Annotated in this window: 10 protein-coding genes; 7 read left to right on the top strand and 3 right to left on the bottom strand. The window is 38.2% G+C overall.

What is annotated here, in order from left to right; translation table 11 throughout:
- Positions 1-477: 477 nt before the first annotated feature.
- Together ACSBFT_RS04790 and ACSBFT_RS04785 are read right to left on the bottom strand one after the other, a co-directional pair.
- The gene (locus tag ACSBFT_RS04790) at positions 478-1,416 is read right to left on the bottom strand and encodes an aldo/keto reductase (protein ID WP_489603741.1); all 939 of its coding nucleotides are present in this window, start codon (positions 1,414-1,416) and stop codon (positions 478-480) included.
- Positions 1,417-1,659: 243 nt separating this feature from the next.
- On the bottom strand, positions 1,660-2,502 hold the full coding sequence (locus ACSBFT_RS04785) for a helix-turn-helix transcriptional regulator (RefSeq protein ID WP_489603740.1): 843 nt from the start codon (positions 2,500-2,502) through the stop codon (positions 1,660-1,662).
- A gap of 168 nt (positions 2,503-2,670) precedes the next feature.
- Between ACSBFT_RS04785 and ACSBFT_RS04780 the strand changes: the two genes are divergently transcribed.
- The 4 genes from ACSBFT_RS04780 to ACSBFT_RS04765 are packed head-to-tail and all read left to right on the top strand — an operon-like array spanning position 2,671 to position 9,926.
- Positions 2,671-5,916 carry a DUF1553 domain-containing protein gene (locus ACSBFT_RS04780; RefSeq protein ID WP_489603739.1) on the top strand — a complete coding sequence of 1,082 codons (3,246 nt, stop codon included), beginning with the start codon at positions 2,671-2,673 and terminating at the stop codon, positions 5,914-5,916.
- A 1-nt stretch (position 5,917) separates the two neighbouring features.
- Complete coding sequence (locus ACSBFT_RS04775; protein WP_489603738.1) at positions 5,918-7,435, top strand: DUF1501 domain-containing protein; 1,518 nt, start codon at positions 5,918-5,920, stop codon at positions 7,433-7,435.
- 12 nt (positions 7,436-7,447) lie between these two features.
- Positions 7,448-8,557: an NHL repeat-containing protein gene (locus ACSBFT_RS04770; RefSeq protein WP_463045388.1), complete on the top strand. Its 1,110-nt coding sequence runs from the start codon at positions 7,448-7,450 to the stop codon at positions 8,555-8,557.
- A 1-nt stretch (position 8,558) separates the two neighbouring features.
- A complete protein-coding gene (locus tag ACSBFT_RS04765; protein ID WP_489603737.1) occupies positions 8,559-9,926 on the top strand; it encodes a c-type cytochrome domain-containing protein in 1,368 nt (455 codons plus the stop codon).
- A gap of 252 nt (positions 9,927-10,178) precedes the next feature.
- Here ACSBFT_RS04765 and ACSBFT_RS04760 read toward each other — a convergent pair whose 3' ends face one another.
- Positions 10,179-11,789: an IS1634 family transposase gene (locus ACSBFT_RS04760; protein ID WP_489603736.1), complete on the bottom strand. Its 1,611-nt coding sequence runs from the start codon at positions 11,787-11,789 to the stop codon at positions 10,179-10,181.
- 429 nt (positions 11,790-12,218) lie between these two features.
- Between ACSBFT_RS04760 and ACSBFT_RS04755 the strand changes: the two genes are divergently transcribed.
- From ACSBFT_RS04755 to pbpC, 3 genes are all read left to right on the top strand, one after another.
- A complete protein-coding gene (locus ACSBFT_RS04755) occupies positions 12,219-12,929 on the top strand; it encodes an SGNH/GDSL hydrolase family protein (protein ID WP_489603735.1) in 711 nt (236 codons plus the stop codon).
- Between the two features lie 281 nt (positions 12,930-13,210).
- Positions 13,211-18,709, top strand: a complete 5,499-nt coding sequence (locus ACSBFT_RS04750; protein ID WP_489603734.1) for an alpha-2-macroglobulin family protein — start codon at positions 13,211-13,213, stop codon at positions 18,707-18,709.
- A complete protein-coding gene (gene pbpC / locus ACSBFT_RS04745) occupies positions 18,709-21,009 on the top strand; it encodes a penicillin-binding protein 1C (RefSeq protein ID WP_489603733.1) in 2,301 nt (766 codons plus the stop codon). The genes ACSBFT_RS04750 and pbpC overlap by 1 nt, the downstream gene beginning before the upstream one ends.
- Positions 21,010-21,264 lie beyond the last annotated feature (255 nt).

Here is a 21,264-nt window from a genome sequence, read left to right as displayed (position 1 = left end):
ATTAATGTAAATTAGAAGTGTAAATGCCCTTTAAAGAGATATAAATGAGAAAACATGGACTTATTAAGCATAAGTACCGAAAGTAAAATAAATGTTCGATAAGTATTATATCGGGTATATAAAAAACCAAAATCATAGGAATATGCCTCTTTCACTAGAGACATATTCTTTAACTTCACATAATATTATACGTTGTGAAAGATAAAATCGCTTGATTCTCAGGTGCTCGCTAAACCTATGTTTTATCTAATAAAACAGTACTAGTCATTAAGACTCCATATTCACCAAAGCCAATATAGTACTACATTTTACTCATTTAGTTCAACAAAGTGCGAGATCTTATCCCTTCAAAGATCAGAGGGAAAGGCGAGTATACCATAAGATATAGGAGACCCAATCAGGCAGTATAACAAACCTTAGTCATAAAAAAAAGGGTGAATCCCTTTTGGAAATTCACCCGATTTACGACTTAAATTTTTAACTATTCGTTATGGCATCTACAATTTCGTCAAAAAGAGATTCTGTCAAAACGCCCGCCTGCCAATCTGAAATAGTGGATGTAATCTGCTCTATTTTTCTAGCACCCATAACCACCCTATTGGCCTCTGTCATAGAAAACAAAAAACGCTGAGCCAGGGTGGAGATCTTCATGCCTTCTCTATCTGCGATGGCTTTAATTATTTCTGCGTTCCGGACATCCTGTTCTGATATCCACTCGTCGTTTGGTGGATTTGTAACATACTGATCGTATCTATTTCCTAAAAGAGAAAAATGAAGTGCAGAAGCCGCATAATAAGCAACCCCTTCTTTATGATTATGTGGTAAATCCTTCTTAAAACCATCTAGATTACATGCATCCACTTTTAAAAAGCCAGAGACGGCTTGGAAATTATCGCTGGTAATATAAGGTCTGAAACCATCTGTCGGGTTTCCACCTACGCCTAGTGAACGAACATAGCCGTCGGCCACAAAGCCCTTCAATGTATCCAGAATTTCCTCTATCTTATTTAAAGGCACTAAATAGGGCTCATGTAGAAACAATAGATCCACGTAGTCTACACCAAGTGTATCTAAGCTCTCTTCCACACTTTGTCTCATTCTAGCGGCACTATAATCTACAACAGTGTCATGAGCGTTTTCACTTTTTAATCTACCCACTTTGGTAGAAATAAATGGTCTTTCCCCCTTCCATTGCTTAAGAGCTTTTCCCACAACCGTCTCAGATTGATTATAAGACGGCGAAGTATCCAGCGATTTTATACCGTTTTCAAAAGCATATAATAAGCAATCCACAGACTCCTCATAGTTGGTTTCTCCCCACACTCCCCCAAGACCAGAGCAGCCGTACACCAATCTAGAACCATGGGTGAAATCAAAATTCTCTTCGTTAATATCTTTTAAATAAGTAGGTTTCATTATTCAATAGTATTCAATTCGTTGCTCGTCAAAATAGCATCTCTTGCACAAACAACATTATTATAAAACTATCCTCAGATAGACAATGCAAAATTATATGACCCTTCCTAGGTGGCTTGCAGCCCATTTGGCATTTGCAGATATTATTTTGGGAAATACCTATTCTAAGATGAAAATCACCCATACACAGGGATCCCAATAAATCACAAAATCTTGATTTCAACCCACTTACGAACATTTAACCTACACCTGATTGGCCTCTAATCTATAGGTAGTGGCAGATTTACCAGAAAGTTTTTTGAAAACTTTAGAGAAATAGGTTCTATTCTCAAAACCTACTTTGTACCCAATTTCATTGATGCTGAGATCTGAAAATAATAGCAAATGCTGAGCCCTTTCTATACGGACTCTATTGATATAAACAAGAGGCCTAACGCCTATGAACTTCAAGAAAAGTCGACTAAAATAGTCTTCATTATGATGCACAATGCCCGCTATTTTTTTAACAGTTAAATCCTTATCATAATTCTCGTGTATATAAAGGAGTACTTCCGACATCTTATTTAATCCGGCCAGCTCCTTTCTTTCAGAGCCGATCTCAATATGTACAAACCTTGACATCAACTGAAGCACAATACCATTGGTCTCCATAATCCCCGACTCCAAAGACGCTGCCTGAATACTACTCTGTGTCAAATCTACACCCACCTTAGGATTCCAATTCATCAAGGCTTTTTTTGAATTAATTGACAATAACCTTTCAAGTAATGCCTTATCCAGCTCCGTTACTTTGACTTCGAAAAGCAGTGTATTTCTTTGCTTTAAGGAGGCTTGCGACTTTAGGACCTCTTCTATATGGACATAATGTTGTGTAAAATGAGAAAAGCAATTATAATTGGAAAGTGTAAAGCTGGGAATGAGGTACATATAGCCCTTCTTTATTGTCCTTACCTTATTATCAAAAGTCACTTCCGCTGCTCCATCACTTATATAATAAAGTCGGTAAAATGGACTTATTACATTTTTGTAATTCCAGTTTTCATCTAATTCTAGCTTGCCCGTATTTAGCAATTTAAAGTCGTTCATTGTCCTATATCCTCTTAAATACTAAAAATACATTACCCTATCCGAAGATAAAAATAACACAAAAGTCGGATTTGTTAACTACAAAGTCTTTTTTGATAAATTGCTTTCTTTTAAAGTAAGCTACCTTTATTATCCAATTCAAAACACCTATTTAAATACTTCTAATTAATGACTGGAAGATTCATTCAGCATATAAAGCACACAGGCAAAGCACTGGCATTACTTACATTAATAGCCTGTGGACCAGAGTTGCCACCAGAGTTAGAGCAAGCCCTAGATGAGCTACCGAAAGAATTAGACTATAATATTCATGTTAAGCCTATTTTGTCTGACAAGTGTTTTGCCTGCCACGGACCTGATAAGGCTAAACAAAAAGCAGGACTGAGGCTCGATTTGGCTGTAGGAGCTTATGGCGAATTGCCCGAGAATCCTGGCAAGGTGGCTATAGACCCAGGAAGCTTAAATGGCAGTGAAGTTTTTCATAGAATTACGTCTACAGACCCTGACTTGGTTATGCCCTCACCAGAATCTCATCTCTCACTTTCTGATTATGAAAAAGCCGTACTCATTAGGTGGATAGATGAAGGAGCAGAATACAAAGAACATTGGGCATTTGTAAAACCAGAAATGCCGAAGATACCTTCAGTCAAAAACGAAGAATGGATTAAATCTCCGATTGACAATTTTATTCTAAGCAAAATTGAAGAAAAGAAGCTGACCCCATCTGCTCCGGCAGACAAAGAAACCTTAATCCGGAGAGTCACTTTTGACTTGATAGGTCTTCCTCCTACCTTGAAAGAAATAGAAAACTTTAAAAACGATAAAAGCCCAGAAGCCTTTGAAAAAATAGTAGACAGGCTCCTTAATTCGCCTCATTATGGAGAAAGAATGGCCACAGACTGGCTAGACCTAGCCCGTTTTGCAGACACCCACGGGTATACTGTAGACAGGCTTAGAGATATGTCGCCGTATAGAGACTGGGTCATAAAAGCATTTAACGAAAATCAGCCTTACGATAAATTCATTCATTGGCAATTGGCAGGAGACCTCATGCCCAACCCAAGCAAAGAAATGCTAATAGCCACGGCCTTTAACCGTAATCATCAGCAAAACATGGAAGGAGGTATTATAGAGGAAGAGTTTAAAGCCGAGTATGTTATGGACAGGACAAACACGCTGGGAGATGCCTTCTTAGGGCTCTCCGTAGGCTGTGCCAAATGTCACGATCACAAGTATGACCCTTTTTCTCAAAAAAATTACTTTGAGCTTTTTAGCTTTTTCAATAATGTAAAAGAAGCCGGTCAAATATCATGGGACGACGCACTTCCCACTCCCACGTTATTGCTTCCTACCCAAAAGCAGGAAGAAATTATAAGCTTTATCAATGGGGAGTTGACTTCTGAAGAAGCGAAGCTTGAAAAAATCATTAATAGCGGACAAAAAAACTTCCAAAACTGGATAGAGAAAGAAGGCTATAAGCATCTTAAAAATCAAAGCATTCCGGAAAGTGGGCTAACCGCCAAATACACCTTTGACCAGAAAAACATTAACAATGCTTTAAATGCGAATCAAAAGGGATTCATGAGCATAGAATCTGGGGCTAAAGAGCAGCCCACTTTTATACCTAGCCTTAACGGAAATGGTTTGAAATTAAATGGAGATGCCTGGCTAAATACCGGAGGTGCAGGAATATTTGGTAAATCAGACGCTTTCACCATCTCTTTAAATACATTTATTCCTACAGAATTTACCGAAGGTGTCATTTTCCATAAAGGAATTTCAGAACGCCTTTACAACTTTAGAGGATACCATGTTTACATCCGGAAGGATGGTATTTTGGAAGCCAACATCGCTCACACTGCTCCCTCCAATGCTATTCTAAAGTCTAGCAAAATAACTATACCAAAGAATAAATGGATCAACTTATCCATGACCTACGACGGCTCCTCAAAGGCCAAGGGACTCCGTATATTTCTGGATGGCAAGGAATTGGAAATGAAAACGGAAACAGATGAATTAACAAAAGACATACTGTTTGACCCTCAAAACTTTAAAAACCAACCACCGCTTCAAATTGGAGCTTGGAGCCGAGGGTATGGTCTTAAAAATGGTCTAGTAGATGACATTTTGATCTATAAAAGAGCATTGATCCCCTTCGAAATCAAAGTGATTGCTAAAACGAATAAATGGGCAGTAATCGCCAATAAAGCTCCTACAGCACTCTCAAAGGAAGAAAAGGATATACTTAGACAATATTATTTCGGGGTCGTTTTTGAACCTGCCACCCTACAATTGGCCAAAATCCAAGTTAAACGAAAAACCTTGGCCGACTCCACCGAAAATATCGAGGAAATCATGGTCATGAAAGAAATGGCAGAACCACGTCAAAGCTTTATTATGGAACGCGGAAGCTATGATGCCAGAGGTGAAGACGTTTTCCCAAACACTCCTGAAAGCATTTTACCGATGCCAAAAGACCTTCCTAAAAACAGATATGGGCTGGCACAATGGCTTACAAATCCAGAACACCCGCTAACGGCCAGAGTGGCGGTGAATAGAATATGGCAGAATATTTACGGTAGCGGTTTAGTGAAAACATCGGAGGACTTTGGAAATCAAGGAGAGATGCCCTCCCATCCTAAATTACTGGATTATTTGGCGATTGGCTTCATGGAATCTGGCTGGGATGTAAAGAAACTGGTGAAAGACATGGTAATGACGGCCACCTATCAGCAAAGCTCTACAGCTACAGAACAGCACAGAGAAAAAGATTTAGAAAATCGTTTTTTAGCCAGAGGACCAGCCAATAGACTCACGGCAGAAATGATGAGAGATAACGCATTGGCGGCCTCCGGATTGCTGGTAAAAGACATTGGTGGTAAAAGCGTAAAACCCTACCAGCCTAAGGGACTCTGGGAAATTAACAATACTACTTATACGCCAGACAGTACTGATGCCGTTTATCGCAGAAGCTTATATGTACTCATAAAACGCTCAGTACCAAATCCGACATTGGCTACTTTTGATGGAAACTCTAGGAGTTATTGTGTCATAAGACGTCAAAAAACCAATACGCCTTTACAAGCTCTGGTTACCCTAAACGACCCCACCTATGTGGAAGCATCTAAGGTGATGGGAGAAGAAATGTCAAAAATAAGTGACCCTAAAAAGGCCATCAGCTCTGCTTACATGAAATTAACAGGCAAAACACCAGACAAGAGAGAACTTGTTTTGCTTTTAAGTGTACAAGCTAAAGAGTTGGAGAACTTCAAAAAACATCCCGAAAAAACGAAAGGCTGGCTAGAAGCCGGTTATTATAAAGTAGATCAGAAAACGGAGCCTTCTCTTATAGCATCTAATGCTGTAGTAGCGAATCTCATCATGAATTCTGACGCCACCTTAATGAAAAGATAAAATGAGCCATCATCATCACAAAGATTTCAGAATAGATTCGCCAGAGTTTGGCGAAATAAATAAAAAAATTGACCGGAGAAATTTCCTAAACAAGACCTCTCTAGGTTTAGGCACCTTAGCATTAGGCTCCCTGTTTGGTTTTGATAAAATAAATTCAAAATCTCAATCAAGCACAGGAGTCATTTCTGACGAAGAAATGCAGCAGCAAATCTTGGCTAGCCTACCCCATTTTGCACCCAAAGCAAAAAGAGTCGTTTATATGTTTATGAGTGGAGGGCCTTCCCAGTTTGAGACCTTTGATTATAAACCAAAGCTGGTGGATATGATGGGACAAGACCTGCCTGAATCTGTCAGAGGTGGACAAAGACTCACTGGAATGAGTGCCTCTCAAAGTTCCTTACCCATCGCACCTTCTTTTACGGGATTTAAAAAATATGGTGAATCTCAAACCTGGGTGAGTGATTTGCTTCCACATACCGCACAGGTAGTAGACGACCTCTGTATTGTAAAGTCCGTTTATACAGAACATATTAACCACGACCCAGCCATTACTTTTTTTCAAACAGGTCATCAGCTACCCGGGAGGCCTTCCATGGGTTCTTGGATGAGTTATGGCCTAGGTTCTGATAACGAAAATCTGCCCTCTTTTATAGTCCTTGTTTCAAAGAACGGCGGAAAAGACCAGCCACTTTATTCTCGACTATGGGGAAACGGTTTTTTACCAACTGAGCATCAAGGCGTACAGTTTAGAGCAGGGAATGACCCTGTACTCTTCTTAAACAACCCGGAAGGTTATGACGGAAAAGACCGGGAAGAGATGCTAGGCTATTTGAAAAAACTCAATCAGTTTCAAAATGAAGATATCAACGACCCTGAAATTGATGCCAGAATAGCACAGTACGAAATGGCTTTCAGGATGCAAACCTCTGTACCGGAAGTCATGGATACGGCTGGGGAAAGTGAGGCTACTTTTGAAATGTATGGCCCAGATAGTAGAGACTCTGGCACCTATGCTGCCAATTGCCTTTTAGCCAGAAAACTGCTAGAAAAAGACGTGAAATTTGTTCAATTATACCACCAAGGATGGGACCATCACGGAGGTCTACCAGGCGGGATAACCAAACAATGTCAAAACACTGACCAAGCCACTGCAGCATTTATCAAAGACTTGAAACAGCGAGGTTTATTAGAAGATACCTTGGTGGTTTGGGGAGGCGAATTTGGTAGAACTGTTTACTCTCAAGGTAAACTTACTAAAGATAATTATGGCAGAGATCACCATCCAAGATGCTTCACCATGTGGATGGCAGGAGCAGGTGTAAAAAGTGGTTTTAGCTACGGCGAAACGGATGATTTTTCTTACAACATCACCAAAGACCCTGTACATGTTCACGACTTCCATGCCACTTTAATGAAACTCATGGGTGTAGACCATGAAAGACTCACTTTTAAATCTCAAGGAAGACGTTTTAGACTGACCGACGTACACGGAAAAATAGTAAACGACATTCTAAGTTAAATTTCAAACCCTATGCAAAAAAGAAGAAATTTCATAAAAAACACCACGCTTCTAGGTGCAATTGCCGCCATAGGCTCACCCATAAAAAGCTTCGGCATCTTACATCAAAACTTAGCAGAAGAAACCGTGATTGGGCATGGAGGTTTTAAATACAAAGTGGATAAAGCTTGGGCAAAATTGAGCGTAAGCTACAACCCACTTTTAAACTGCCACGAAATGGTGCAAGACAGCCAAGGCCGTCTTATCATGATAGGTGACCATACCAATAACAACATCCTGATTTTTGATAAATCTGGAAAACTCCTAGACACTTGGGGACACGCCTTTCCTGGTGGCCACGGACTTTCCATTGGTAAAGACCAAGGAGAAGATTTTTTACTTATTACCGACTGCGGATGGTTTCAAAACAAAACGGGAAAGTATGAAAAGCAAGCTGGTCAAGTGGTTAAAACGGATTTAGATGGCAGGTTGCAATTTGCCCTAGGACATCCTAAAACCATTGGTATTTACCGAGAAGACGAACCTTTCATGCCTACAGAAACTGCCGTAGCACCAAATGGAGACATCTATGTAGCAGACGGTTACGGCAGCGATTATATCATTCAGTATGATAGTAAAGGCCAATACATCAGGCATTTTGGTGGTCATCATAATGAGAACAAAGAGCACAACCTATCTAATGCACATGGGGTGGCCATAGACTTAAGAAACCCTGCAAAGCCAACTTTGATTTGCACCTCAAGAAATGAAAACTGCTTTAAGGTTTTCACCCTAGACGGTCAATTTATTGAGAGAATTGACTTACCGGGTATGCACGTATGCAGACCTGTATTGCATCATCAAAACATTTATGCAGGCGTATGTTGGAGCAAAGACGAGGAAGGCAAAACAAATTGGGGCGACTCTGGATTTGTGACCATACTAGACCAAAACAATAAGGTAATTAGTAACCCTGGCGGACAAGCACCTAAATATACAGCAGGTAAACTGCAGGCTACCACCAACCTAAAGAATCCAATTTTTGCTCACGGTCATGATGTCTGTATAGATGAGGACGACAGCATTTATGTATGCCAATGGAACGCCAACCATACCGCACCCATTAAACTAACTCGCGTCTAAAATGATATTACTGGATATAAGTACTTTTCTTGGGAGAATGCACCCATTGGTGGTGCATTTGCCTATTGGCTTCTTATTAATAGCAGGCATTTTTCATTTGGCTTCTTATTTTCCAAAATATAATAACTTTGGGAAAGCAACAGAACTGGCCCTTCTTTTAGGTTCACTCTCGGGGATTGCGGCCTGTTTTTTGGGTTGGCTTTTATCAAAATCAGGGGATTACTCCTATCAATTATTAGAGAACCATAAATGGAGTGGCATAGGCTTAACGGCTATTAGTTTAATCCTGCTTTTCTTATTAAGCGAAAAGGGAAAATCTATGGTTAAGGTGCCTAAACAAGCCACTTCCGTCTTGTTTCTAAGCATAGTGGCACTGATGAGCTATGTGGGTCACCAGGGTGGAAACCTGACCCACGGTACAGAATATTTAACCTTGGCTACTTTAACAGAAACCAAAAGAGAAATACCGGAAAAAATAGAAGATGTATTGGTCTTTGAGGATTTGGTTCAACCCATTTTGGACAAAAAATGCACACAGTGCCATCAATCGGGTAAAAAGAAGGGTGAACTGGTACTTAGCTCTTATGAAACCATCATAAAAGGCGGTAAAAATGGGCCCATATTGGTGTCAGGAAAAATAGAAGAAAGTGAAATAATCCGAAGAGTCACATTAGAAAAAGAGCATGAGGAATTTATGCCAACGGATGGCAAAACGCCACTGACCAAAGAAGAACTAGCCATTTTGAAATGGTGGATTACAAATGATGCGGTGAACAAAGAGGTGGCCTTTTTAGGCTTGGAAAACCATAAAGAAGTTCTAGACAATGTAGAAGTATACCTGGGCTATAAAAAAGCTACACCTGGCGGTGAAAATAATTTGGCAAGCTATAATCCTAATATTCCTGCAAAGGCAGACCTGAGTTTGTTACCCGAAATTGAAAAAGGAGGCTTTACTTTTAGAGTGATGAATCATGAGCCTTTAATGCTTGATATTGCGATTGACAGAAATAGGCTGAGGGATAAAATAGATGTAAAAGGACTTTTACCTTTGGCCAAAAACATCGTTTGGCTTAACCTAGCGGATGCAGCCCTTTCAAGTTCAGAGATTCAAGACATTAGCCAACTAGAGAACCTAGAAAAGGTCAAACTGAATGGAAATAAAATTGAAGACTCTTTTCTTCCAAAACTAGCCTCACTCAAATATTTGAATGCCGTTAATTTGAATGACAACCCTGTTTCAAATAAAGGTTTAAACTCTTTTAAAGGCCATGAAAACCTAAAACATATTTATGTTTGGCATAGTCAAGTAAATAAGGCAGAAGCCGCTAAATTTACAGAAGAGAACCCGCAGATTGAGGTAGTTTTGTAACTATTATATTTCTAGGGAAAAGATAAAATAAATATTCCCAATATCGCCCTGTACTGTTTGAGCACTAACAAATTTTCAATTTAGATGTAACCAAACAATTCCTTGGTTTAAAATTTGTTGGTGTGAGTTTACAGGGTGCTGTTTTTTTTGATTCGTTTTTTCCTGAGTTTGACAGCTAAATGAGTTAAATATCTGATATACAGGTATATGCAAAAATGGCTTCGCACCACACTTTTCTTTTAATATGCTCTACTATAGATAGTTATGAATTTCCGATTTTGGTAGCATGTTGGGGAGCTTTTTAAGGCCCAATAGGTTGGAGAGTTGGTCGACATGGGGTTTGCTTGCAGACCTTAGGTAAAACTGAGTGTCGTGGGCTTTTATCAAACTTATCTGCATTTGACTTATAGCTTCTCTTATTTGATTTTCACTTAGTTTTTGATTTACTTTTTTGAGTTTATTTTGGATGTAGGTCAATAAAGTGTAGGTGAGGTAACAGAGGCCGATATGCCCTTCTATTCTTTTGTCTGTCCAGTGAAACATCGGTCTGGTTTCCAGATAACTCTTGTAGGTTCTAAAGCTATGCTCGATTTGAAAAAGGTGTCGATAATGATCTAAGGCGGCTTCAATATTTAGCTCTTTTGCACTGGTGGCAATGGCCAGAAAGCCATCGAATCGTTTACTTTCAAGTATCTTTTGTTGGTTTAATTCAAACTTGCTTGCCTCGGTTTCTTTCAGGTAATAATGCTGTGCTTTCTTTTTGAGTAAACTTGGGTTTTTAAGCAATTGTTCGGCCGTTTGAAGTTTTTCTTCTCTGTCTTTTGCGTCTTTTTGAGCACGTTTTTCGCTGTAAGTACAGATTATCTTTCGGTCTTGATACTCCATACTCGTGTACCTGATTTGTACCTCTTGCCCATCTTGGGTATAAACCCAGAGCTTTTCGTAATTCTCAAGGTTAGTCAAAAAAGTCTTTATCTTTTCTGGCAAAACTTTCAATCGCTCACCGATGATAAAATCATAGCCATGTCCAGTTGTCAGCTCTAGATTTGCCTTGCTAAGCATGCCTCTGTCAGCTACCACAATAATATCCTTTATTAAATATTCCTCCTTTAATTGAAGTAATGCTTCTTTAAAAGTATGCCCCTCGAAGGTGTCGCCTTTGTAAACTCGATAAGCAATGGGTTGTTTGTCTTTGTCTATTAACATCCCGAATAGCACCTGAGTATTTCCTATTTTACCATCTTTTGAGAAGCCTTTTTGACGTAACTCACCTTCCTTTTCTACCTCACTGTCAAAGTAAAAAGTGGTCACATCATAGAAAACGACATCGAGCGATTGATTAAATAGATCACGCCCTTTTTGGTAAATCACTTTTTGAATATGTGATTGATTGTCTGCCAGGTAGTCCAATGAACGATATAGATGATGAAGTTCAACAGGCTGCAAGCCCAAATAGTCCTCTTGATGATAATAATTACTGCGTTTACTGGAAGGTTCATGAAGACGCTCCAAAGTCATTAACATCACAGCGTTATATAAATCATATTGAAGTTTATGCTTACGCCCAATAGATTGAAATACCCTCTCAAGACCATAATGGCCAATGACTTTCCTGAATACTTGATAAAAACCGTAGTTAAAACGACCTAACTCTTCAACATTAGAATTAAACAATTCACGAGGGTCGCCACCACCTAGTTCAAAAAACCTTGAACCTATTCGCTTTAGCTGCTCAGCACTATAATCGCTCACCTTACCAAGGCTATAAAGTGTTTCCTTGACAACCTTGCCATCTTTACGAACAGACCTCACGATCCGTAAGTATTTTTCGCCGCCTTTATTGTCAAGTCTTAAATGTGCCATAATGTAAAATTATAGCACATAATCATCATAAAACAAGTAAGTTAACCTAAAGTTTTCGCACCACACTTTTGGCTTGAGGAACAAAAAAACCTCCCAGATTTAATTAGAAAGCCGATTTGCATGTGATTTTTACTTTTTGCTGTCAAACTTGGGAGATAAAATAAATATTCCCAATATCGCCCTGTACTGTTTGAGCACTAACAAATTTTCAATTTAGATGTAACCAAACAATTCCTTGGTTTAAAATTTGTTGGTGTGAGTTTACAGGGTGCTGTTTTTTTTGATTCGTTTTTTTTCGAAAAAAAATGAAGTTCCCGCTGAAAAGCGAGCGTTGAAAAGGTTATTGCCGTTATGAGATTATGGAAAAAGTTGCCACTTTAGTTATTCAGGCATATTCTCTAAAATTCCCCAAAGTACATAAACAACACTATGAAAAGAAGAGACTTTCTTATAGCCAGCTTGGCAGTTCTTAGCATTCCTGCTTACGCGAATACGAAGAAAAAGAAAATTGCCTTTATAGGCGATAGCATAACTGCTAATGGTGGTTATATAGATTTCCTGAGGGAAAATACTCCAATATCGACTAAGTTTGATTTAGTGAACTTTGGGAAAAGTAGTGAAACTGTTTCCGGGCTTTCAGAAGCATTTCATGATCCTAAACGACCTTATCTTTTTGACAGATTAGACAGTATTTTAGCAGAAGACCATTTTGATGTTTGCTTTCTTTATTATGGTATAAATGATGCTATTTATAGCCCATTTGACCAGAAACGCTTTAAAGCGTATAAAAAAGGAATTGCAAAGGCTGTTAAAACCATCGCCAAAACGGGAGCCAAAGTAATTCTGCTCACTCCTACGCCTTTTATGGAAACGGGCATGAAGCCTAATGGCGATTTGCCATTGGATAGCTACAGCTATAAAGAGCCTTATTATAAATACAATTCTGAGGTTATTAGTCGCTATGCATCGTTTATTTCTACCTATACCCACAAGAATGTACTCAAAACAATAGACACTTACCATCCCGTTTTAGAAAACGCCACCATTTCTTTTGGCCAAGACCGCATTCATCCATTGACGGCTGGGCATAGGGTTATTGCGGAAACTATATTCGAGGCCATTGATTGGTTAAAGCTTTAAACTAAAAAAAGAACTTTTTGGGGAATTAAAGGGCTTGCAAAAGCAGTATGGAGATGAGTTGGTTTTAGCTTATATGAATCTGTAAATCGGAAGCATAAAAGTGAAAATCCAAGCAAAAATATCCATTGCTACAATTTGTTTATCAACTATTTAAAAATCTTATTTTAACTATTAAGTTTTCTCAAAAAAAAGTATGCATAATTATAAATGGCTGATAACAATGAGTGATTAGAAATCTCTATATTAACGCAATTAACGCGAAATCTAAACCTATGAATTTAATGAAAAAAGCTCTGATACTTTTAGGTTTATTTTTGGCTGGTTGCAGCGGCTCAAATGAACTCAAAAAAGAATTGATGACTCTTGATAGTTCATTTGCTCCCTATGTGGCAGCTTATACCTCTGGAGAAATCAGAAAGAATGAGGAAATTAGAATAAAACTCCAACAAAGCCCAGGAGAATTTGAACAAAACATATTCCATATTTCACCCAAAGTTGAAGGAAATTTAAGCCTGGCAGAAGATGCCAGAACCTTGATATTTAAACCAAACGAAAATCTAAAAAATGGGCAAGTCTATGAAATAGGATTGGAACTTGATGAAATTGTTCCAAATATTGACAACAAATTTTCTTCCTTTTCTTACCAACTAAAAGTAATAGAACAAGACTTTTCATTGGAAATTGATGGGATGGAACCTTATAATTCGACGGATAAGATTATAAATAAATTCTCAGGTACGCTTTTCACAGCAGACCAGTTAAATACCGAAGAATTAGACCAAATCCTAAAGATAAAATTAAAAAAAGGATCCTTAAAGATTCAATGGGAATCAAATAGCGAAGGCACTAAACATCAGTTTGTTGTAGATAGCATTAGAAGAGAAACGGACGACATGAAATTAGAAGTTCTAGTTGACGGGGAGCCAATTGACATCGATAGAAACTTCGAAAAATCATTTCTCATTCCAGCATTAGATAGTTATCAAATACTGTCGGTTGAAAACTCATCGAAAATAGAAAATTTCACAAGCATTCGCTTTTCTGATGCCCTTATGAATCAGGATTTAAATGGCCTGATTAGATTTAAAGATGATTTGCCAGCAATACGCCAAATGGAAGTTTATCTTAATGAGATTAGGATTTATACAGATGAAGGAATTGCCGGTACGTTTGAACTTATTATAGACCGAGGAGTAAAAAATTTCGAGGACAAAGAATTAGCAGGAGAGTTTAGAAAAGAATTGACCTTTGATAGCAGTTTGCCTCAAATTATCTTGCTGGGTAACGGAAATATAATCCCTAAATCGAATCAATTGTTATTTCCATTTGAAACCATTGGTCTTAAAGGAGTTAATGTTCAGATTTATAAAATTTATGAAGATAATATTTTACAGTTTTTTCAACAGAATGATATCAACGGCAGTTACAATTTAAGAGAAGTAGCTTCCCCTGTTTTTGATAAAGATATTATTTTCAAAGAAACGGGAAATGTAAACCTGAATCATAAAAACAAATTTAGTCTTGATTTAGCTGCATTTATTGAACCAGAACCAGGAGCCATTTATAAGGTTCAGCTGAACATGGCACCTCATCTATCTAATATGGCTTGTTTTGAAAAAACGACAAAACAAACCCAGGTGGTCATGTCTAAACCAAATGAGGATTGGTCTGTATTTGAAAGTGAGGAATATTACGACGATTATTTCTATCCTGAGGGATACGAATGGAGCAAAAGAGATGACCCTTTCGATGTCTCTTATTATACTTCTGAGAAGTCTCAATCCAGAAATATTTTGGCATCTAATTTCGGTATAATAGCAAAGATATCTGGTGAAAAAGAGCTGGATGTAAGTGTTTCAAATCTTCTTGACACCAAGCCAATGGATGGGGTAAACATTAAGGTATATAACTACCAAAGAAGGCTTATTGGCGATGGAAAAACAGACAGTGATGGATTTTATAAACTTAAATTAAAAGAGAAACCTTTTATTTTGGTTGCTACCAAAAACAATGAAAAAGGCTACTTAAAATTAGGTGAGGGTAATTCCATAAACATGAGTCGTTTTCCTATCGACGGTACTATCCCCGAAGATGGCCTAAAAGGATTTATCTATGGAGAAAGAGGGGTTTGGAGGCCTGGCGACAGTATTTATGTCACTTGTATACTTCAAAACAACTTAAAAGAAATTCCTAATAATTATCCTTTAAGGATTGAGTTTTACTCTCCAGATAATCAACTATATGAACAAACTGTTCGTACCAATGGCCAAAATGGTTTCTATGTCTTTAAACTAAAAACGCCTGAAAATGCTAAAACCGGCAGGTGGTACGTAAAGGCTGTAGCAGGAAATTTTGAGTTCTATAAAAACATTAACATTGAAACAATTAAGCCCAATAAGTTAAAAATAAATCTTGATTTTGAGAATAAAGAACTTAGCAATAAAACCAATACTACCAATCTAAAAGTGGCTTGGTTAAATGGCTCAAAAGCATCCGATCTTAGAACGAATGTGACGGCTTCTTTCTTTCCACAAGAAACGAGTTTTTCAAAATATCCAAATTTCATTTTTGATGACCCCACCAAAGATTTCAAACAGGAAGAACTTGTAGTTTTCGACGGCAAAATCAATTCTAATGGAACCGCGAGTTTTCCTTTAAACATGAAGCTTTCTCAATTGCCATCTGGGAAGCTCAAAGTAGGTCTTTTCACTAAGGTATTTGAAAAAGGCGGAGATTTCAGTACCAACTATTCCAGCATAGAATATTCTCCATATACTTCATATGTAGGTTTTCACATTGATTATAGTAGTAAGGATTGGGAAATGTTAGAGACAGGCAAAAATCATAAAATCACGGTGCTAAATATCAATTCCAGTGGGCAAGCCTTAAATAATAAAGAAATCAAGGTATCCCTTTATAGATTAAAAAGCAGGTGGTGGTATTCTCAAGAAGACGAGCAGGTGGAGTTTATGTCTAGTGAATATAGCACGCTTATTTCCACCGAAACCTTAACAACCGTTAATGGCAAAGCAACCTATGCTATCAAAGTAGAAAATGATGATTGGGGTAAATATTTTTTAAGAATTGAAGATTCCGAAAGTGGGCACAGTGCAGCACAATTACTATCCATCGATTGGCCTAATTGGCGATCTCGTGGAAATATAGGGGAAGACGCCTCAATATTGGCTTTTAAAACCGACAAGGAAATCTATCAAGTAGGAGAAACTGCTGAAATCGTTATACCGACTCATGAAGAAGGTAGAATTCTTTTAAGTATAGAGAACGGTACTGCTATTTTGGAAAAGCGATGGATTAAAACCGAAGCCGGACAAACGAAGATTAAGATAGCGATAAAACCAGAGATGCGGCCGAATGTGTATGCTTCAATTTCACTCATTCAGCCACATTATCAAACCGCTAATGACTTGCCTATTAGAATGTTTGGTGTAACGCCGATAATGGTAAATGACCAAAACTCACATTTGGAACCCATCATAAGTGCACCTAAGAGTGTGGAACCACAAAAAAACTTTACGATAGCCGTGAAGGAAAAAATGGGGAAAGAAATGACCTATACACTGGCAATTGTGGATGAAGGTTTATTGGATATTACAAGTTTCAAAACACCAAACATTTGGAGCCATTTCAATCAAAAAGAGGCCTTAGGAGTAAAAACTTGGGATTTATATCAATCTGTTTTAGGTGCCTTTAATGGTAAATTTGCCAATATTTATGCTATTGGAGGTGGTGACGAAGCCGTGCAAGCTCTGGACAAAGGAAAAGTAAATAGGTTCAAACCTGTTGTTATATATTTGGGACCTTTCACCTTAGGCAAAAACGGCAGTAGAAATCATAAAATTAACCTACCAAATTATTTAGGAAGTGTGAAGATTATGGTGGTTGCTGGGAATCAAAAGAATCAGTTCGGTCAAGCCGAGCAAAACTTGTTGGTTCGCAAACCTCTAATGTTAACGGCCACTTTACCACGGGTTCTGAGCCCTGGCGAAAACATAAATGTACCAATCACAATTTTTGCAGAGCCAAATATCACGCGAGCCACTGTAACGTTTAGCACCAATAAATTGCTTCAGTCGGATAATAAATCTTATGACGTTAATTTGAATAAAAATGCGGAAACCATTCTAAATATCCCGCTTAGGGTCAATGAAGAATTAGGTACTGGACAGGTTAAAGTAACCGTGAAGTCGGGCTCCTTTAGTTCCTATGAGGAAATTGAAATACCTATACGATTGCCAAATCCTCTTATTACTAAAAAGGCGGATAAGATATTGGAAAGTGGAAAATCGGAGTCTTTTCAATTTGAGCCATTTGGAATCTTAGGGGCTTCCAAAATTGAACTGCAAGTATCAACAGCCCCTCCAATTAATCTATCTAAACGAATTAATTATCTAATTTCTTACCCACATGGCTGTGTGGAACAGATAAGTTCTACAGGATTGGGACAATTGTTTTTAGGAAACCTCATTGAACTTTCGCCGAAAGAACAAAAGGAGATTGAACAAAACATCAAAGCTGCTATAGCTCGCTTGAAGTCATTTCAAATGAGTAATGGAGGGCTTGGTTATTGGCCAAATGCACAAATTGCTGATGATTGGGGAAGTTCCTATGCAGGGCATTTTTTAATTGAAGCTGAGAAAAAAGGGTATGCCTTACCTACTGGTTTAAAAACGAATTGGATTAAATATCAATCTTTGAGAGCTGACCAATGGAATGCTACGGCATCTGAGCGATGGGTCAGTTTAGAACAACACCAATTGGCTCAAGCTTACAGATTATTTACATTGGCTTTGGCCAATAAAGCAAACCTAGGTTCTATGAACCGACTAAGAAATACGGAGAATCTAGGGGCTTTGGCAGCAAACAGACTTGCAGCTACCTACGCATTGCTCGGAAAAAGGGATATTGCTCGGGAGTTATTGAAGATAAAGGAAAGTACAAAGTCCAGTTATTATGCCTCTTTCACTTATGGGTCAGAAGAAAGAGATTTGGCAATGAAATTGGAAACGTATACGCTCCTCAAAGATAATGCATTAGCTAGCGTTGTGCTAAAATCCTTATCTGCTAGACTTAATACTGACAAATGGTTAAGTACTCATTCAACAGCATTCTCGCTCATGGCCATTGCCAAATTCTTAGGAGATAAGCCTAGCAAAAATCTGAATTTCGAGTATACGCTGAATGGAAAAAAACAGGTGTATAATTCTTCCAAAGTATCTTCAACCGGGCTAGAACTACCTCTCAAAAAAGGAACAGTTTCCATAACCAATACCACAGGAGCTAAGTTATTTGTCAGTTTAGTGAATTCGGGAATTCCTGTAAGAGAAAATGTAGAGCCGCAGCAAAAAAATCTTACCATGCAGATTTTATATAAGGATATGGATAATAAGGTGCTAAATATTTCAAAACTAAGGCAAGGGACAGATTTCAAAGCAGTGGTTACCATTAGTAATCCCAATACCATTGGCGATTATAGCAACCTTGCTCTAAGTCAATTATTTCCATCAGGTTGGGAAATCATCAATCAAAGAATGAATGAGGGGACTACATTTACTCAAAGTGACGCTGCTACCTATCAAGACATACGAGATGACAGGATTTATACTTATTTTGACCTGAAAAAGAGCCAATCTAAAACCTTTGTAGTTTTATTAAATGCAGCATATAAAGGCTCTTATATTTTGCCGGCGGTTCAGTGCCAAGCCATGTACAATGATGACGTGAAGGCCATTGTGGTTGGTGGAAGAGCATCGGTTGATTAATGATAAAAAAGGTCAAATATTGGAGCATTGTCAGCCTATTGATGGTAAGTTCAGTCTGGTATCTGGGTTTTGCATTGCCAAGACCTTTATTCGACAAACCTACTTCTACCATCATAGAAAGCTCCGAAGGCATCCTTCTAGGTGGTTCAATTGCCGCTGATGGGCAGTGGCGATTTCCAGAGATTGAAATCGTTCCTGATAAAATTGCTTTGGCTGTTACACACTTTGAAGACGAATATTTTTATTGGCATCCAGGTTTCAATCCTTTTTCACTTTTGCGGGCAGCTAGACAAAATTTAAAAAAAGGAGGCATACACAGTGGCGGCTCCACTATAAGCATGCAGACCATTCGACTGGCAAGTGGAAACCCCGCACGCTCCTATTTTCAGAAACTGAAAGAACTTATTCTTGCTACCAGATTAGAATTAGGCTATTCAAAAGAAGAAATATTAGCCATGTATGTTTCCAACGCACCTTTCGGTGGAAATGTAGTTGGTATTGAGGCCGCCGCTTGGCGATATTACAAAAGAAAACCGTCTGAACTCTCTTGGTCAGAGGCGGCAACTCTGGCCGTTTTACCCAACGCTCCGTCGCTCATTTATCCAGGTAAAAACCAATCAATTCTTCTTAAAAAAAGGAATCGTTTATTGTATAAATTATGGCAAAACAATGTAATTGACGAAAGCAGCTATATGTTGGCCTTGGAAGAACTTCTTCCCCAAAAACCAAATGCTTTGCCTCAGTTTGCACCCCATCTTTTAGATTTGGCAGATAAAAAATCAAAAGGCAAAAAGGTAATAACTACAGTGAAGAATGAGCTCCAAGAACATGTTAATAATGTAGTTTCCAAGCATCATAATCAGCTAAGACTTCAAGAAATACATAACCTTGCCTGTATCGTGGTTTCTATCGAAAATGCTGAAATTTTGGCTTATGTTGGTAATGCCAATGACCCCAAAAACGAACACGCTAACATGGTGGATATCATCCAATCTCCACGAAGTAGCGGAAGTATTTTAAAGCCATTTCTGTATCAAAAAATGTTAGATGAAGGCTACATTTTGCCCAAAACTTTACTTCCCGATGTTCCTTTAAAAGCCTTTGAAAATTATAGTAGAGACTATGAAGGAGCAGTTCCTGCAGATGAGGCACTTGCTCGCTCGCTCAATCTCCCTGCTGTTCATATGCTGAGAACATTTGGTGTTCAAAAGTTTAAAAATGTACTAGAAAATTATGGTTTTCAGCATTTTACACAATCCAGCAGTCATTATGGTCTTTCATTGATCATTGGTGGCGGTGAAATTACTTTGATGGAACTTGCTCAAGCTTACGCCAATATGGCGAGGCAATTAAATTATCCTAAAAAGAATCAAAACGATTTTCTTGAAAGCACATTTATCAAAAATGTTCAAAATGTAAAACATGAGGTCAAGTATGCAAACACTTGGGCCACGTATCAAACATTAAATGCTCTTAAAGAAGTAGTAAGACCAGAATCAGAAGCGGGTTGGCAAAATTTCAAGTCAAACAGTATTTCATGGAAAACGGGAACCAGTCATGGTTTCAGAGATGCGTGGGCCGTTGGCATTAATTCGAAATATGTGGTGGCTGTTTGGGTAGGAAATGCAGATGGCGAAGGCCGACCAAATATGACCGGAACTACCGTAGCAGCACCCGTTTTATTTGATGTTTTTGAACAGTTGGTTTCTGAAACGGGTCATAAACCTTCCAAGGAACCAACCTTTCCTTTAAAAATATGCAAACAAAGCTCCTATATCTGGTCAGATGCTTGCCCAGAATTTGATGTAATATATGTGCCTGCATCAAATCTTAAAATCACCTCTTGCCCCTATCACAAAGAAATATTTCTAGATAAAACCGACCAATACCAAGTGAATAGTTCGTGCTATGCAATAAATGAAATGCATAAAAAAAAGTGGTTTGTATTACCGCCTCAAATGGCCTGGTATTATCAGAAAAAGCACCCTACTTACCTCTCTCCCCCTCCCTATTTATCTGAATGCAATAATTTTAGTACTGGATTTGCATTGATTTACCCTAAAGACCTTTCGAAAATATATGTTCCAATCAACCTCGGAAACGAAAGAGAAAAAGTGATTTTTGAAGCTGTACATGCCCAAAAAGAAGCTGTACTATATTGGCAAATGGATAATGAATACCTAACCGAAACGCATGGCATTCATAAAATTGAGATAGCCCCTACAAGAGGCACTCATTTACTCAGCATTACCGACCAAAACGGAACAAGTATCCTTAATCAATTTATGGTGTTGAATTGATGGATACAAACTCATAGTCTATCCAAGAGCAAATACCATCAAGCCTTTTCACCTAAAAAACGACCCCAACCAAATGCATGACATTTCAAAGCTCCAGAAAACGCAGGTAAAATATAAAAAGCTGTTTGGGGAATTAAAGGGCTTGCAGAAGCAGTTTGGAGATGTTTGGTTTTGGCGGGGGTTTTAGATTTTTAATCATTAAGGAGTTAAGGTTCATTAAGCTCATAACAAGGCTGTTTGATTATTCTTAAATCA

The sequence above is a fragment of the Arcticibacterium sp. SM2516 genome, assembly GCF_057914865.1.
Note: the sequence above shows the minus strand (reverse complement) of the source record. Positions and strands in the feature narration are given on the sequence as shown.

Excerpts from the sequence above, each read along its gene's own strand:
- ACSBFT_RS04790 (WP_489603741.1), bottom strand. The coding sequence starts at position 1,416 with ATGAAACCTACTTATTTAAAAGATATTAACGAAGAGAATTTTGATTTC.
- ACSBFT_RS04785 (WP_489603740.1), bottom strand. The coding sequence starts at position 2,502 with ATGAACGACTTTAAATTGCTAAATACGGGCAAGCTAGAATTAGATGAA.
- ACSBFT_RS04780 (WP_489603739.1), top strand. The coding sequence starts at position 2,671 with ATGACTGGAAGATTCATTCAGCATATAAAGCACACAGGCAAAGCACTG.
- ACSBFT_RS04775 (WP_489603738.1), top strand. The coding sequence starts at position 5,918 with ATGAGCCATCATCATCACAAAGATTTCAGAATAGATTCGCCAGAGTTT.
- ACSBFT_RS04770 (WP_463045388.1), top strand. The coding sequence starts at position 7,448 with ATGCAAAAAAGAAGAAATTTCATAAAAAACACCACGCTTCTAGGTGCA.
- ACSBFT_RS04765 (WP_489603737.1), top strand. The coding sequence starts at position 8,559 with ATGATATTACTGGATATAAGTACTTTTCTTGGGAGAATGCACCCATTG.
- ACSBFT_RS04760 (WP_489603736.1), bottom strand. The coding sequence starts at position 11,789 with ATGGCACATTTAAGACTTGACAATAAAGGCGGCGAAAAATACTTACGG.
- ACSBFT_RS04755 (WP_489603735.1), top strand. The coding sequence starts at position 12,219 with ATGAAAAGAAGAGACTTTCTTATAGCCAGCTTGGCAGTTCTTAGCATT.
- ACSBFT_RS04750 (WP_489603734.1), top strand. The coding sequence starts at position 13,211 with ATGAAAAAAGCTCTGATACTTTTAGGTTTATTTTTGGCTGGTTGCAGC.
- pbpC (WP_489603733.1), top strand. The coding sequence starts at position 18,709 with ATGATAAAAAAGGTCAAATATTGGAGCATTGTCAGCCTATTGATGGTA.